This is a genomic window from Nonomuraea sediminis (genome assembly GCF_018531495.1).
Taxonomy (GTDB): Bacteria; Actinomycetota; Actinomycetes; order Streptosporangiales; family Streptosporangiaceae; genus Nonomuraea; species Nonomuraea sediminis.
In genome coordinates this window covers 174,738-188,856 of sequence record NZ_JAHDTI010000017.1, presented here as the reverse complement: position 1 = coordinate 188,856, position 14,119 = coordinate 174,738, and the positions used below count along the sequence as shown (strand labels likewise).

13 protein-coding genes are annotated in these 14,119 nt (G+C 71.6%); 6 read left to right on the top strand and 7 right to left on the bottom strand.

Annotated features, from left to right (window positions below; genetic code table 11):
* Positions 1-61: 61 nt before the first annotated feature.
* Entirely contained in the window at positions 62-1,402 is a 1,341-nt protein-coding gene (locus KIK09_RS49065; RefSeq protein WP_214326462.1) for a flavin monoamine oxidase family protein, read from the top strand.
* On the opposite strand, the gene KIK09_RS49060 is transcribed toward KIK09_RS49065, so the two are convergent.
* Positions 1,403-3,406, bottom strand: coding sequence for a HelD family protein (locus KIK09_RS49060; protein WP_214326461.1), 2,004 nt, complete (start codon positions 3,404-3,406; stop codon positions 1,403-1,405).
* Positions 3,407-3,498: 92 nt separating this feature from the next.
* Between KIK09_RS49060 and KIK09_RS49055 the strand changes: the two genes are divergently transcribed.
* Positions 3,499-3,825, top strand: a complete 327-nt coding sequence (locus tag KIK09_RS49055) for a hypothetical protein (RefSeq protein WP_214326460.1) — start codon at positions 3,499-3,501, stop codon at positions 3,823-3,825.
* Between the two features lie 167 nt (positions 3,826-3,992).
* Here the strand turns inward: KIK09_RS49055 and KIK09_RS49050 are convergent, their stop codons facing one another.
* Together KIK09_RS49050 and KIK09_RS49045 are read right to left on the bottom strand one after the other, a co-directional pair.
* Positions 3,993-5,636 (bottom strand): DNA repair helicase XPB, encoded by a 1,644-nt coding sequence (locus KIK09_RS49050; RefSeq protein ID WP_214326459.1) that lies wholly within the window; start codon positions 5,634-5,636, stop codon positions 3,993-3,995.
* Positions 5,637-5,705: 69 nt separating this feature from the next.
* Complete coding sequence (locus tag KIK09_RS49045; RefSeq protein ID WP_214326458.1) at positions 5,706-6,029, bottom strand: hypothetical protein; 324 nt, start codon at positions 6,027-6,029, stop codon at positions 5,706-5,708.
* Positions 6,030-6,121: 92 nt separating this feature from the next.
* Between KIK09_RS49045 and KIK09_RS49040 the strand changes: the two genes are divergently transcribed.
* Together KIK09_RS49040 and KIK09_RS49035 are read left to right on the top strand one after the other, a co-directional pair.
* The gene (locus tag KIK09_RS49040; RefSeq protein ID WP_214326457.1) at positions 6,122-6,622 is read left to right on the top strand and encodes a SigE family RNA polymerase sigma factor; all 501 of its coding nucleotides are present in this window, start codon (positions 6,122-6,124) and stop codon (positions 6,620-6,622) included.
* Position 6,623: 1 nt separating this feature from the next.
* Positions 6,624-7,523: a hypothetical protein gene (locus KIK09_RS49035; RefSeq protein WP_214326456.1), complete on the top strand. Its 900-nt coding sequence runs from the start codon at positions 6,624-6,626 to the stop codon at positions 7,521-7,523.
* On the opposite strand, the gene KIK09_RS49030 is transcribed toward KIK09_RS49035, so the two are convergent.
* Both KIK09_RS49030 and KIK09_RS49025 read right to left on the bottom strand, forming a co-directional pair.
* The gene (locus tag KIK09_RS49030; RefSeq protein WP_214326455.1) at positions 7,520-8,983 is read right to left on the bottom strand and encodes a class I adenylate-forming enzyme family protein; all 1,464 of its coding nucleotides are present in this window, start codon (positions 8,981-8,983) and stop codon (positions 7,520-7,522) included. The two genes, KIK09_RS49035 and KIK09_RS49030, sit on opposite strands and share 4 nt — an antisense overlap.
* A 44-nt stretch (positions 8,984-9,027) precedes the next feature.
* Positions 9,028-11,361, bottom strand: a complete 2,334-nt coding sequence (locus tag KIK09_RS49025; RefSeq protein WP_214326454.1) for a helicase-associated domain-containing protein — start codon at positions 11,359-11,361, stop codon at positions 9,028-9,030.
* Positions 11,362-11,405: 44 nt separating this feature from the next.
* Between KIK09_RS49025 and KIK09_RS49020 the strand changes: the two genes are divergently transcribed.
* Positions 11,406-12,248 carry a hypothetical protein gene (locus KIK09_RS49020; protein ID WP_214326453.1) on the top strand — a complete coding sequence of 281 codons (843 nt, stop codon included), beginning with the start codon at positions 11,406-11,408 and terminating at the stop codon, positions 12,246-12,248.
* Here KIK09_RS49020 and KIK09_RS49015 read toward each other — a convergent pair.
* Positions 12,241-12,849 carry a TetR/AcrR family transcriptional regulator gene (locus KIK09_RS49015; RefSeq protein ID WP_308164754.1) on the bottom strand — a complete coding sequence of 203 codons (609 nt, stop codon included), beginning with the start codon at positions 12,847-12,849 and terminating at the stop codon, positions 12,241-12,243. The two genes, KIK09_RS49020 and KIK09_RS49015, sit on opposite strands and share 8 nt — an antisense overlap.
* Before the next feature lie 57 nt (positions 12,850-12,906).
* Complete coding sequence (locus KIK09_RS49010) at positions 12,907-13,311, bottom strand: hypothetical protein (protein WP_214326451.1); 405 nt, start codon at positions 13,309-13,311, stop codon at positions 12,907-12,909.
* Positions 13,312-13,424: 113 nt separating this feature from the next.
* Between KIK09_RS49010 and KIK09_RS49005 the strand changes: the two genes are divergently transcribed.
* Complete coding sequence (locus tag KIK09_RS49005; protein WP_308164753.1) at positions 13,425-14,045, top strand: HAD family hydrolase; 621 nt, start codon at positions 13,425-13,427, stop codon at positions 14,043-14,045.
* The last annotated feature ends 74 nt before the right edge of the window (positions 14,046-14,119 follow it).

The following is a 14,119-nucleotide window of genomic DNA, read 5'->3' as shown; positions in this document are numbered from 1 at the left end:
GTGAGAGCTCGTCGGCACCATCCTAGGAGTGGCCACGGCGGGCGCGGGTATCCCGTGAATCATGGATGCCGAGATCGCGGTGGTGGGCGCCGGTTTAGCCGGGCTCGTGGCGGCGCGAGACCTGGTCGCGGCCGGCCGGGACGTGATCGTGCTGGAGGCCAGAGACCGGGTCGGCGGGCGTACGCTCAACGGCGTCCTGCCCGGCGGCGAGCCGATCGAGCTGGGCGCGCAGTGGGTCGGCCCGGGCCAGGACCGCGTGCTGGCGCTGATCGGGGAGCTGGGGCTGGCGACCTTCCCGACCTACCACCAAGGCCGCAGGATCGCCGAGCTCAGGGGCAGACGGATCGAGTACGGCGGGCGGATCCCGCGCCTCGGCCCGCTCGTGCTGGCCGACCTGGGCCGGGCGCAGCTCGCCCTCGACCGGGCGGCCCGGCGGATCCCGCTGGAGGCGCCCTGGACCGCCGCTGACGCGGCCGCGCTGGACGCCGAGAGCTTCGCGACGTGGATCAGGCGGCACGCGCGCACGACCGACGGCAGGGCCTTCGTCAGGCTGGTCACCGAGGCGGTCTTCTCGGCCGAACCCGAGGACCTGTCGGCGCTGTGGGCGCTGTTCTACTTCGGCTCCGGCGGCGGCTTCGACTCGCTGACCGAGGTCCGCGGGGGAGCCCAGCAGGACAGGGTCGCCGGCGGCTCCCAGCGCATCGCGCTGGCCCTGGCCGAGTCGTTAGGTGACCGGGTACGGCCGGCCGCCCCCGTCACCGGGATCGACTGGGACACCCAGGGCGTGCGCCTCACCGTCGAGGGCGGGCAGGACGTCCGGGCGCGGCGGGTGATCGTGGCGGTGCCGCCGCCGCTGGCCTCGGGGATCCGGTTCTCGCCCGGGCTGCCGGGGGATCGGGACCAGCTGGTGCAGCGCCTGCCCATGGGGCGGGTGGTCAAGGTGCACGTGGTCTACGACGAGCCGTTCTGGCGCGCGCAAGGGCTGAGCGGGGAGGCCAACAGCGAGCGGCGCCCCTTGGGGACGGTCTTCGACAGCACCCCGCCGTCGGGGTCGCCCGGGGTGTTGACGGGCTTCTTCGAGGGGCGACACGCCGATGCGATGTCCCGGCTCGGCGTCGACGAACGGCGGAAGCAGGCGCTGGAGGACCTGTCGGGATACTTCGGGCCGGCGGCCCTGGCGGCCGTCGACTACCTGGAGCTCGACTGGGCCGCCGAGGAGTGGACCCGCGGCTGCTACGGCGCCTTCGCGGGACCCGGCACGCTGACCCGCTTCGGCCCCGCCCTGCGCGCCCCGATCGGGCCGCTGCACTGGGCGGGCACCGAGACGGCGACCCGCTGGGCCGGGTACATGGACGGCGCGGTGGAGTCCGGCCACCGCACCGCCCAGGAATGCCTCACCTGATCAGCCGGCCAGCTGGGCCGGGAGGGGCTTGGCGTGCAGGACGGTCAGGGAGGTGACCGCGCGGGTGAGGGCCACGTAGAGGCGGGCCAGGCCGCGGGGTTCGGCGGAGACGATGTCGGCGGGCTCGACCACGATCACGTGGTCGTACTCCAGACCCTTGACCAGCGTCGCCGGGATGACCAGCACCCGGTGCTCCTCCGTCGAGTCGGGCCCCAGGACGGCGTGGGCGATGCCGGACAGCTCCGCGGACACCGCGGCGACCTGCGCGTCCGGCACGATCACGCCGATCGAGCCCTCCCTGGTCAGCGTCTCGTGGACCGCTTCGGTGATCGTGCCGCTCGGCTGTACCGTCAGGGAGCCGGCGCCGGGGCGCAGGGAGCGCGGCGGGGCCAGTTCGGGGGCGATGGCGGGCAGCAGGCGGGCGGCGTAGTCGAGGACCTCGCGCGGCACGCGGAAGCCCAGCGTGAGCTCCGTGACCTCGCCGGTGGTCTGGCCGAGATGCTCAAGGACGGTCTCCCACGAGCTGGTCGACCAGGGCGTGGTGCCCTGCGCGAGGTCGCCGAGGACGGTGGCCGAGCCGGTGCGGCAGCGGCGGCCGAGCGCGCGCAGCTGCATCTCCGACAGGTCCTGGGCCTCGTCCACGACCAGGTGGCCGATCGAGGGCGTGCGCTCGATCAGGTCGTTGAGCTCGTCGAGCAGCGCCGCGTCCGCCGCCGACCACTTGGCGGACTTCCAGCTCCGGTACGGCTTCGGCCAGATGAGCATCTCCTGCTCTTCGGGCGAGATTTCGGTCTTGGCGCACGCCTGGGCGAGAAAGGCGGGATCGGACAGCAAGCGGAACAGCACCTGCGCGGGCACGAGCTTGGGCCAGACGGCGTCCACCAGCTCCTTGACCGGCTTGGAGCGGGCGACCGCGTCCTGGACCCGGTCGTCGGGCGACTCGCCGCGCTGCTCCATCCGCACCAGCACCTGGTGGGCCAGCCGCTGCGCCAGCGCCGCCCGCCCGGGACCGTAGCGGGTCGTGCCGCGCAGCGAGGCCACGATCTCGCGCACCTCGTAGTCGGCCACCCGGTAGCGGTAGGCGCCCTTGGTGTACACCACGCCCTCAGTGGGCTTGGCGATGTGCAGCCACAGCGCCCGCTCGAGGACGGCCGCCATCCGCGCCGACCCCTTGATCGCGGCCACCGCGGAGTCCTCCGGGGCGGCATAGGCACCGAGCAGTTCATGGGCCGTGGTCTGGTCGACCTTGACCTCGCCGAGCGCGGGCAGCACGGAGGAGATGTAGGACAGGAACGCCTTGTTCGGCCCGACGATCATCACGCCGGCGCGGGAGAGCCGCTCGCGGTGGGTGAACAGCAGGTAGGCGGCCCGGTGCAGGCCCACGGCGGTCTTCCCGGTGCCGGGCGCGCCCTGGACGCAGACGGTCTGGGCCAGCGCGGCGCGGACGATCTCGTCCTGGTCGGGCTGGATGGTGGCCACGATGTCGCGCATCGGGCCGGTGCGGGGGCGCTCGATCTCCTCGGTCAGGATCTTGGAGGTGCCGAGGTCGTGCCCGTCGGTGAGATCTTCGTCCTCGAAGGCGGTCAGCGCGCCGCCGTGGTATCCGAAGCGGCGCCGCCGTACCACCTCCATCGGGTCCGTGGGGCTGGCCTGGTAGAAGGCGCGTGAGACGGGGGCGCGCCAGTCGATGACGAGGGGGCGGCTGTTGCCGTCGTGCACGTGGCGGCGGCCGACGTAGATGATGCCCGGCAGGTCGTCACCTGCGGCGCGGTCCAGGCGGCCGAAGAACAGCGGGGTGTCGGGGTGGTCGGCCAGCGCGGCCACCCGCTGGTCGAGCAGCGACTGCAGGATCTGCTGCGAGACCCAGTCGCCGGCGGCGTCGGCCGACAGCGACTGCGCGTGCTCCCGCATCGCCTGCAGCGCCCTGCGCGAGTCGGCCAGGTGGGCCTGCTCGGCCGCGAGTACGTCGGAGGGTATGTCCGGAGCCAGTTGATGTGCGGGCATGCGAAAAGCACCTCTCGGCAGGTAGCGAATCGGACAGTCTAATCCGGGCCCCGGCAGGCTTCCAAAGCATTTACCGCGGGTAGGGGGAGGGCGTGGCGCGCGTGCGGTTAGGGTTTTCCCCGATCATCCCCACGATCGCGAGTTTCCTGCTCGCGGCGTTGTGGGGGTTGTCGGTCTTCGCCGGCTGGGGCTTGCAGGCCTTCTGCGACGGCTCGGTTTCCTGCGCGGATCGGCTGGGTTCGGTCTCGACGATCTCGGGGTTGTTCGCGGTGCTGGCCGCCTGCTGCACGGCCGCCGCCTGGCTGGTGCCCGCCTCACGGCACGATCAGCGGACGTTCTCGCTGGTCATGGGGGCCGCGGTGGTGGCGTGGGTGATCGCCGAGGGCGTGCTGTTCCTCGGCGGCATGATTGCCAGGTAACCAAAAGCGAAAAAACCGGGCATATCAGGTGCGTTTGTCGGATCATGGGGTATGCCGCAGGCGGCGGCCAAGCACGTTGGTGAGGGGGGTGGTTCGATTGTCGACGGCCCGCGGAGTCTCGTGGACCTGAACGTTCTTCGCCGGGGCCTGGTCCGACGGACCAGGCCTCAGACCTCCAGCACGTCGTCCGCGTCGACGATCTGGTAGGCGTATCCCTGCTCGGCCAGGAAGCGCTGCCGGTGCGAGGCGAACTCCTGGTCGATGGTGTCCCTGCTGACGACCGTGTAGAAGCGGGCGCCACCGCCGTCGGACTTGGGCCGCAGCACCCGCCCGAGCCGCTGCGCCTCCTCCTGGCGTGACCCGAACGTCCCCGACACCTGGATGGCCACGGTGGCCTCAGGCAGGTCGATGGAGAAGTTGGCGACCTTGGACACCACCAGGACCTGGATCTCCTTGTCGCGGAAGGCCTGGTAGAGCCGCTCGCGCTCCTTGATCCGGGTCTCGCCCTTGATGACCGGCGCGTTCAGGTGCTCGCCCAGCTCGTCGAGCTGGTCGATGTACTGGCCGATGACCAGCACCTGCTCGCCCAGATGCTTGCGCACCAGGGCCTCGGCGACGTACGTCTTGGACGGCGTGGTCGCGCAGAAGCGGTACTTCTCGTCCGACTCGGCCATGGCGTAGGCCAGGCGCTCCTCGTCCGAAAGCGTGACGCGCACCTCGACGCAGTCGGCGGGCGCGATCCAGCCCTGGTTCTCCATCTCCTTCCACGGCGCGTCGTAGCGCTTGGGGCCGATCAGGGAGAACACGTCGCCCTCGCGGCCGTCCTCGCGCACCAGCGTCGCGGTCAGCCCGACCCGCCTGCGGGCCTGCAGGTCGGCGGTCATGCGGAAGATCGGCGCGGGCAGCAGGTGGACCTCGTCGTAGACGACCAGGCCCCAGTCGCGCGCGTCGAACAGCTCCAGGTGGCTGTAGACGCCCTTCCGCTTGGTGGTCATCACCTGGTAGGTGGCGATGGTGACCGGGCGGATCTCCTTCTTGGTGCCCGAGTACTCGCCGATCTGGTCCTCGGTGAGCGAGGTGCGCTTGATCAGCTCGGTCTTCCACTGGTGCGCCGACACCGTGTTGGTCACCAGGATGAGCGTGGTGGCCTGGGCGTGCGCCATCGCCGCGGCGCCCACGATCGTCTTGCCCGCGCCACAGGGCAGCACGACCACGCCCGAGCCGCCGTGCCAGAACGCGTCGGCGGCCTCCTGCTGGTAGGGGCGCAGCGACCAGCCCTCCTGCCGCAGCTCGATCGGGTGGTGCTCGCCGTCGACGTAACCGGCCAGGTCCTCGGCGGGCCAGCCCAGCTTCAGCAGCGCCTGCTTGACGTTGCCGCGGTCGCTGGGGTGCACGATGACGGAGTCGGGGCCCAGCCGCTCGCCCAGCATCGGCTGGATCTTCTTGGAGCGGAGCACCTCCTCCAGCACCGCGCGGTCGCTCGAGGTCAGCACGAGCCCGTTGACCGGGTCCTTCTCCAGCTTGAGCCGGCCGTAGCGGGCCATGGTCTCGGCCACGTCGACCAGCAGGGCGTGGGGGACCGGATAACGGCTGAAGTTGATGAGAGCGTCGATGACCTGCTCGGCGTCGTGGCCCGCGGCGCGCGCGTTCCACAGCGCCAGCGGGGTGACGCGATAGGTGTGGACGTGTTCGGGTGCGCGCTCCAGCTCTGCGAACGGGGCGATCGCCTTGCGGCACTCGTCGGCCCGTTCGTGGTCGACCTCGAGCAGCAGCGTCTTGTCCGACTGGACGATGAGCGGGCCGTCGTTCACGAACTTCCCTTCCTCCGGCTACCGCCTATCCAACACAAGTGACGGCAAGAACAGTCCCCGATCAGGCAATCAGCTGGATTCCTCGTCCAGATGGCCGTTGAGGCCGAGGAACAGGAACACCCCGAGGCTGACGGCAAATCCCACGCCGAACAGCACCCAGCTCCACACCAGCAGCCTGCGGGCGCCCGCGGCGTCGCCGTTGGCCCTGCCCAGCGCGAGCCCGGCCAGGATCGCCCCGGGGATGGCCAGGATGTTGCAGCAGGAGGGGATCGCCAGGCAGTTGAGCACGAGCGCGACGATCGCGGTCGCCCTGGCCTTGTCGGCCTCTTGGTGGGGTGGCGGGTGGCCCCAGCCGGGTGGGGGTTGCTGGCCGTACGGCTCGCCGTATCTCATAACCCCTCAACATTTATCACGACATGGACGGCATAGACCGGTAGTCCCGATCGCGTCATAGGAGGACGAGACCCCTAACAGGGAGGCCCCGTTTGCACCCGGACGACCAACGCGTCTTCACGGACTTCGTCGCCACGCGCTCCAACAGCCTGATCAGGTTGGCCTACGTGCTGACCGGTGATCAGCACGCCGCCGAAGACCTGCTGCAGAGCGCGCTCGCCAAGACCGCGGACCACTGGCGGGGCATCAGGGGCGACCCGGAGGCCTACGTGCGGCGGGTGATGTACCACGAGCAGGTCGGCCGCTGGCGCAGTCCCCGCTGGGGCCGCGAACGGGTGACGGATGCGCCGCCGGATGCCACGGAGAGCGACCGCACCGCGCGCGTCGACGAACGGATCACGCTGGAGCAGGCGCTGCGCCGCCTGCCCGCCAGGAAGCGCGCGGTCCTGGTGCTGCGCTACTTCGAGGACCTGCCGGAGTCGGAGGTGGCCCGCATCATGGGCTGCTCGATCGGCACGGTGCGCAGCCAGACCCACCGAGCGATCAAGCACCTGCGCGAGATCGTGGGCGAGCACGTCAAGCTGGAGGCCTGACATGGCGGTCGACGAACGCACCATCAGCGAGGCGCTGCGCACCATGGCCGCGCGCGCCACTCCCGCCGACCCCGCGCTGCTGGCCAGGCGGGCGATGCGATCCCGGGTACGGCGGCGCCGTACGCGCTGGGCGTTGGGGCTGGTGACGGCGGCGGCCCTGACGGCCTACGGCGTCGTGCAGCTGCGGCCGGTCGAGACCAAGGACCCGACCCTCGTGGGCCCGATCCCGGTCAACCCCTCGCCCATGTACCCCACGCCCAGCCCGTCGCCGACCAACAACGGCGCGCCCGCGCTCGGACCGCTGCCGGCCAACGACTCCGAGCGGTTCGGCCAGGTCCTGACCTGCATGCCGCACGGCGGGACCGTGCACAACATGGACGGCGAGCGGGTGCTGCCGCAGCACGGCGTGCCCCAGGACTTCCGCTGGCTGGTGGAGTCCGCGGACAAGGAGGGCGTGACCCGGCTGGTGGGCAGCCTGAAGGGGTTCGTGCTGTGCACGCCGGGCGTGCGCGGGGTGAGCTACCCGACCGACGCGCACTTCACCTACTGGGGCTTCGAACCACCGGGCGACCTGGCCTTCGACGGAGTGTTGAGCGTCGACGTCTACGACTTCCAGATGCAGTCGATGATCAACCCGCCCAAGGGCGGCGACCCGAACTTCCGCGTCGTGGCCGGCCGGGTGAAGCCCGAGGTCAAGCGGGTCGAAGCCGTCTGGAAGGACGGCAGCCGCGCCGACGCGGTGCTGGGCAACGGCTTCTTCATCATCAGAACCCGCGCCCACCCGCCCATCGTCAGCGGCGACCTGCGCACGGTGACCGCCTATGACGGGGACGGCCGGGTGCTGGCCGTCAAGGGCGGCGCCAAGGTCCCCTCGGCGGGCGCGCCCGACGACAACGACTAGAGCAGGGCCCGCAGCGCCTTGCGGTCCAGCTTGAGCACGCTCGTGATCGGGATCGAGTCGACGAAGACCACCTCGCGGGGGTACTTCACCCGGCCGACCCGGTCGCGGGCCCAGGCGATCAGGGCCTCGGCGGTGACCGTGCCGCCGGGGCGCAGCTGGACGAAGGCCACCACCTCCTCGCCGATGCGCGGCTCGGGACGGCCGACCACGCCCGACATCACCACGTCGGGGTGCTCGTTGAGCGCGTCCTCCACGTCGCGCGGGAACACGTTGAACCCGCCGCGGATGATCAGGTCCTTCTTCCTGTCGACGATGTAGAGGTAGCCGTCCTCGTCCACGCAGCCGATGTCGCCGGTGTGCAGCTCGCCGTCGACCAGGGCCGTGTCGCCGGTCTCCGCCGCGCCCCAGTAGCCCAGCATGAGCGAGCCGGCCCGGATGCAGATCTCGCCCACGTCGCCGACCTCCATGGCCGCGCCGTCGGCGTCGCGGATCATGACCGTGTAACCGGGCAGCGGCAGCCCGACGCTGCCCACCCGGCGACGGCCCGGCGGGTTGAACGAGGTCACCGCGCTGGTCTCGGTCATGCCGTATCCCTCGAGGATCTGCACGCCCGGCACCCGGCGCTCGAACTCCTCCAGCACGTCCCGGCCCAGCGGCGCCGCCCCGCAGGTCAGATACGCCAGGTCAGGAAGGGGAGTGTCCTCCAGCGGCTCGGCGAGCAGCATCTGCAGCATCGCGGGCACCACGGCCCCGAACTGCACCCGCTGCTCGGCGGCCAGCGCCAGGAACGCCTTGGGGTCGAACCAGCGCATCAGGACGGCCTGCTGCGGTTCGGTCGCGTGCATCCCGCCGACGGTGACGATCAGCCCGTAGGCGTGGGAGAGCGGCACCGGCACCAGGCCGCGGTTCAGCCCCTCCTGGTGCGAGATCTCGAAGGCGCTCCTGCCCACCTGCCAGAGCCCGCCATGGGTCAGCATGACCCCCTTGGCCTTGCCCGTGGTGCCGCCGGTGTACATCAGCGCGGCCAGATCCCCGGGTTCCCGCGCGACCGGCCCGTGCTCGGCGGCTCGCTCCAGCTCCGCCGTATCGACAAATATCGGGATGTCGACGGCGGACGCCTCGACCGTGGGCACCAGCTCGGGCGAGGTGATGACCGCGCTCGCCCCGCTGTCGGTCAGGATGTGCCGCAGTTCCTCTGCCCCGACCAGGAACACCACCGGCGTCACCACGGCACCCGCCGACCAGACGGCCTGGTAGATGAGCGGCACCTCCGGCGAGTTCGCCATCATCACCACGACCCGGTCACCCGGCCCGATGCCCGCCTCGATCAACCCGCCGCACACGCGCCTTGCCCGCTCGGCGAGCGCGTGGCTGCGATGCCAGGTGCCCTCGTAGAACACCGACTCGTAGTCGCCGAACCGCTCCCAGGACTCCTCGGCCAGCCGCCCCAATGTGGTCATGGCATCAAAGTCACCCGGCCGCGGAGCCCCGTCAAGACAGTGGGTCAGGACAAGTCGGCGACCCCGGTGATGCGGTGCAGCGCGAAACGGTGCACCGCCGCCCGCGTCTCGTCGTAGGCGGTCAGGTAGCCGCCCTCCATGCGCGCCGGCTCCAGGATGCGCGAGGTCGCGTTGCCCTGCGAGTCGAGGTAGCCGATCCACACCCGCACGCCCTGCCGGATGGCCTCCTGCAGGGCGTTGATCGTCGCGGTCGCCGGCCCGCGCGGGATCTGACCGCCCGGCGCCTCCACCGGCTCGCGCCGCGCCAGGTGTGCCGCGTCACCGGCCCGCAGAGCCCGTACGGCTGCCGCCGCCACTTGCGGGTCCAGCCCGTTGCCCGACGATACGGCGCGCGCGGGAGGCAGCCCCTCGGTGCGCCGGCTGTCGAGCTGGGAGATGATCACGTCGCCGTCCAGCGACTCGGCCACCGGGGCGTACCCCATCGCCCGCAGCGAGTCCACCAGCACCGTCCGGGACGACCTGGAGGCGATCACGGTGGGCGCCAGCCTGCGCAGCCGCAGCTGGGCGGAGCGCCGGTCGGCGGTGATCTGGTCGAGCATGGCCGGGTCGTCGCAGCGGATGTAGGCGCTGGCCGTACCGACCCTGATGCGTCCGTGGCGCCGCGCGACGTCGGCGACCAGGTAGGACAGGGCCTGCGGGACGGGCGTGGCCGAGTGGCGCTCCAGCATGGCCAGCATCTCCTCGGCGCCCTGACCCGCGTCCAGCGCGCGCCGGATCGAGCCCTCGCTGAAGCGGTAGACGGTCGCGCCACCCTTGGACTCCACGTCGGCCGCCAGCGTCATCCACCGGTTCAGGTCGCTGGTCAGCGGGCCGGGCGCGACGGCGGTGAGGTCGGCCTGCAGCAGCACGTGGTCGACCGGCTCGGGCAGCAGCGGCTCCAGCGCCTCGGCCGCCGCGCCGCCCTGCAGCAGCGCCCGCCCGTGCACCGACAGCGCGCCCAGCCCGGTGATGCCGACCTGCTCGGCCTCCCGCAGCGTGAACTCCGTCAGCCGCTCCCGCAGCGGCCCCCTGCGCCGCGGCTGCTCCCAGGCCAGCCGGTCCAGCACCGAGTCGCGGGTCGGCGCCAGGCCGGGCGCCGAGGCAAGCACGCCCAGCGCGGCCGCCCTGACCGACGGCGCGGACGAGCGACGCAGGTCGGTGTGCAGCGCGTTGAGCGGCTTGTCGCGATCGTCGCGCTCACCCACCAGCCCTGGCACCCGGTCCATCTGCAGCCAGGTCACCGCCAGGGACACCCAGCGCTCGGCGGTCGGCCGGATCCGCCACAGGTCGTAGCCGGTCGTGGGCAGCCACTCGCCGTCCACGGTGCCGCCCGCCGCGATCAGCCCCGCCGCGTGCGTCACCTCGACCACCAGCGCCGCCACCCACTCGGGCACGTCCAGCTCGGTGGCCGTCCGCTTCATGTCGCGCACGCCGAGCCCGCCCGTGCGCAGCACGCCCGGCGGGTCGATGCTCCACCGCTCGCACAGCTCCTCCACCAGCCTGACGAACGTGAACGCCTGCCCCGCCGCCGTCCGATCGGCCAGCTTCATGTCCCGCGCGGACCCCTCGAGCGCCGGCGGTACGGCGTGCAGGTCGCGGTGGACGCGCCCGTCACGCAGGTACAGCGCCACCTCGCGCGGCAGCGTCACGCTCTCCTCACCGGTCGCCGCCAGCAGCCCGCGGGCCAGCAGCTGCTCGATGGGGGAGCGGGCCGACTCCACCCGCACCTCGCGCCTGGCGTTGGGCACCCGGCCCGTCGGCGGACCCCAGGCCAGCTGGTCCAGCGCCGTCCTGGCCTCGGGCGACACCTCGGCGATCAGCTTCTCCGGCTCGGCCAGCGCCGCCGCCAGCCGTTCCTTGCCCGTCCCCGCCGTGCCCGGCGTGAGCTCGTCGGCCATCTCCTCCAGCTGCTCGGGCGGATGGTGGCGGAACACCTCGGCCACCGGCGGCCCGAGCCCGGCAGGGTCGTCCAGCACCTTGCGCACGCCCGGCGCCAGCTCGATAGCGCTGTCAGGCCCGTAGACCAGCGCCAACTCCCGCAGCCGCTCCAGCGCCGCCTCGAGCGCCGGCCCCGCCTCACCCTCGGCCAGCGCCTTGGCGAGCAGCCTCCTGAGCGCCGCCTTGGTCGGCGGTTTCCGCTGTACGGCGAGCGTCTCGACGACCGCGAGCGTGAACCGGTCGAGCCGGTCGAGCACGCGGCCGATCGCCGACGGGCTGCCGGCCCGTGAGGCGAGCCCCTCCAGGTGGGCGGGCACCGGAGTGATCAGCTCGGGACGCGCGGAGACCAGCGCCCTGAGCTGTGCGTCGGTGCGCCCCCTGATCCACTCCGTGAACTCCATCGATGCCATGGTATGTCCCACCCGATTGGGGCAGAGTGGCTCTCGTGATAGAGCGCGCGGACCAGCTCGTGCTTAATTACGTCAGTAAAGCCGCTGACGCCGCTCATGGTGTTCTCAGATCAGATCAGCGGCTCGACTTCGTCAAGCGGCTGCGGGCCAGGATCGAGGAGGAACGGCGCGGCAGCCAGGACGCCCGCGAGGTGGCCAGGGTGCTCGCCCGCTTCGGCGACCCCAAGGCGCTCGTCGCCCGCGAGGTGAACCGGCTCGCCCAGAACACCTCGGCTCCCGCTGACTCGGGTGCGGGCGGCCTGCCCGGGTATCCCGCCGCGGCCGACGGGGCCACCGCGGTCTTCCCGTCGATCGTGGACGACGCCGAGCCCGTGCCGTCGCCGCCCGGGGTGGAGCAGGGCAGGAGGCCGGCGCAGCAGCGGCTGGCCAGGCGCGGGCTGTCGTTCGCCGGGTTACGCAGGGCCGCGATGTCCAGCGCGAACCCCATGGCGACCGAGGGCCGCGACGCCGTGTCCATCCTGCGGGAGCACCGGCGGGAGGTGCTGGCCATGGCGATCCTGGTGCTGGCGGCGCTGCTGATCCCGTTCAACCTGCCCGCCGTGGCGATCTTCCGGGTGCCGGTGCTGGTGTGGGCGCTGGGAGCGGTGCTGGTGCTGTCCAGCGACAGCTGGGCGCTGCGTGACCGGCTGCTCGGCATCGGGGCGCCGATCCTCGGCTACACCGTGGGAGGCGTGCTCGTGGGTGGGCTGCGGTCGGGCGGCCAGCAGGGGCTGCAGGCGTTCTTCGTCCAGTTCTACGACGTCAGCGGCGTGATGTTCATGATCGGCGCAGGGCTGGGCGTGGTCTGGCTGGCCTACCGGCTCTTCGACGTCAACTGACGGGCGCGGGAGCGGGCAGCAGGCCTACCGCCAGCCGTACCCAGGCCTGGACGAACTGGTCCTTCTCCGCGTGGCCCGGCGACTCGCCCACCGTCTCCTGGAACAGGCGGTAGTGGACCACCGAGCCGCCCAGCACGGCGGCGATGCCGGTCCAGTCGACCTTGGCGTCGGCGTACTCGGGCTGGGCGCGGAACCAGGTGACGATCGCGTCGAACATCGGCTGCAGCAGCCCCTCGCGGACCACCGTGACCAGCTCGGGGAACTGGCTCAGGTCGCGGAAGAAGACCCTGGTCAGCTCCGACTCCTCGCGGACCTTGGCCAGCCCCGCCCTGACCAGGTGCGACAGCCGTACCTCCAGGCCGTCCTGCTCCATGGTGTCGAGCTGGGCCAGGCTCTCGGCCACCTGGGTGCGGGTGCGGTTGGCGTGCTCGTTGATCGCCGCGGCGAGGACCTCGTACTTGGACTTGAAGTGCCGGTACAGGCCGCCGGCGCCGGGGGAGAGCCCCGAGGCGGCCTCGATCTCGGCGACCGAGGTGGCCGAATAGCCGCGCTCAGCGAACAGGCGCAGGGCCTCGTCGATGATCCGCTCGCGCGTGCTCACGGTCTTGGCAGAAGCTCCTGCGCCAGGCGATCTGGTCATGTCCGTCCTAGTTTTTGGTCACGGCGACGCACGCCGGATGAGGCTCGCCACGACCGAGCCGATGATCAGCCAGACGATCGCCGCGAGCCCGTAGTCGACCAGGGTGGTCCAGCGGACGTCGGCGAGCTGGAACAGGTTGGCCAGGCCGAGCGACAGCCAGCCGGCCAGGGACTCGACGAACTGGTACCAGACGTTGGCCGGGTTGGCCTTGAACACGGTGAAGACCGCGTAGAGCACCAGGACGAGCGCGGCCAGCCTGGTGGCCACCCGGACCGCCCAGACCAGGAACGTCACGGTCGTCCCCCAGGCGCTGCGCGCGGGCGAGACCTGCGCCGGGCGGGCGGGCCGGTGCCGGTGCGGTGGTTCCAGCGGAGCGGCGACGAGCCGGTCTCCAGGCTCAGGCGGTTTGGGGCTTTCCGTCATGGCCTCTCCTCCACGCTCTTGCCTCCGGATAAGTAATTCCTTTCTTCCCACTCCAACGGTCCCACAAGAGCCCCCGTTACGTGTAATGCACCGGTGTTTGGCATCCTGCTGGGGTGGCAACTGCGGTGGGCTTCGACCTTGACATGACTTTGGCGGACACGCGCTCGGGCATAGCGGCCGTTTACGACGAGCTGGCGACCCGGCTGGGGATCTTCATCGACAGTGCCGCCATCATCACCAGACTGGGCCCGCCGCTGGAGCGCGAGCTGGCCAACTGGGTGCCCGCCGAGGAGGTGCCCGCCGCTGCCCAGATCTTCCGGCAGATCTACCCCGGCGTCGGCGTGCCCGCGCACACCGCGATGGCGGGCGCGCACGAGGCGGTCGAGGCGGTCAAGGCCGACGGCGGCAGGGTCATCGTGGTGACGGGCAAGAACGTCCGCGACGCCGCCGCCACGGTCGAGCTGCTCGGGTTCCCCGTCGACGAGGTGGTGGGCTCGGTCTTCGGCGCGGACAAGGGTTCGGCACTCGCGCGCTTCGGCGCCGCGGCCTATGTTGGTGATCACGTCGCGGACATCGAGGCGGCGCGAGCGGGTGGCGCGGTCAGCGTGACGGTCGCCACGGGGCCCTACACGGTGGGAGAGCTGCGTGATCACGGAGCGGATGTGGCGCTGGGTGACCTCACGGAATTCGCCACATGGTTCGCCGGCTGGCGTACTCGCCGCGTAATCGGGTAATTGCCCGTCAAATACCCGGTCGCTCCCGCGCCCCGCGGGGCATAACCTACGTCCATCATCCATCTTTTCCGACT

Excerpts from the sequence above, each read along its gene's own strand:
- KIK09_RS49065 (WP_214326462.1), top strand. The coding sequence starts at position 62 with ATGGATGCCGAGATCGCGGTGGTGGGCGCCGGTTTAGCCGGGCTCGTG.
- KIK09_RS49060 (WP_214326461.1), bottom strand. The coding sequence starts at position 3,406 with ATGCCCGCACATCAACTGGCTCCGGACATACCCTCCGACGTACTCGCG.
- KIK09_RS49045 (WP_214326458.1), bottom strand. The coding sequence starts at position 6,029 with ATGAGATACGGCGAGCCGTACGGCCAGCAACCCCCACCCGGCTGGGGC.
- KIK09_RS49035 (WP_214326456.1), top strand. The coding sequence starts at position 6,624 with ATGGCGGTCGACGAACGCACCATCAGCGAGGCGCTGCGCACCATGGCC.
- KIK09_RS49030 (WP_214326455.1), bottom strand. The coding sequence starts at position 8,983 with ATGACCACATTGGGGCGGCTGGCCGAGGAGTCCTGGGAGCGGTTCGGC.
- KIK09_RS49025 (WP_214326454.1), bottom strand. The coding sequence starts at position 11,361 with ATGGAGTTCACGGAGTGGATCAGGGGGCGCACCGACGCACAGCTCAGG.
- KIK09_RS49010 (WP_214326451.1), bottom strand. The coding sequence starts at position 13,311 with ATGACGGAAAGCCCCAAACCGCCTGAGCCTGGAGACCGGCTCGTCGCC.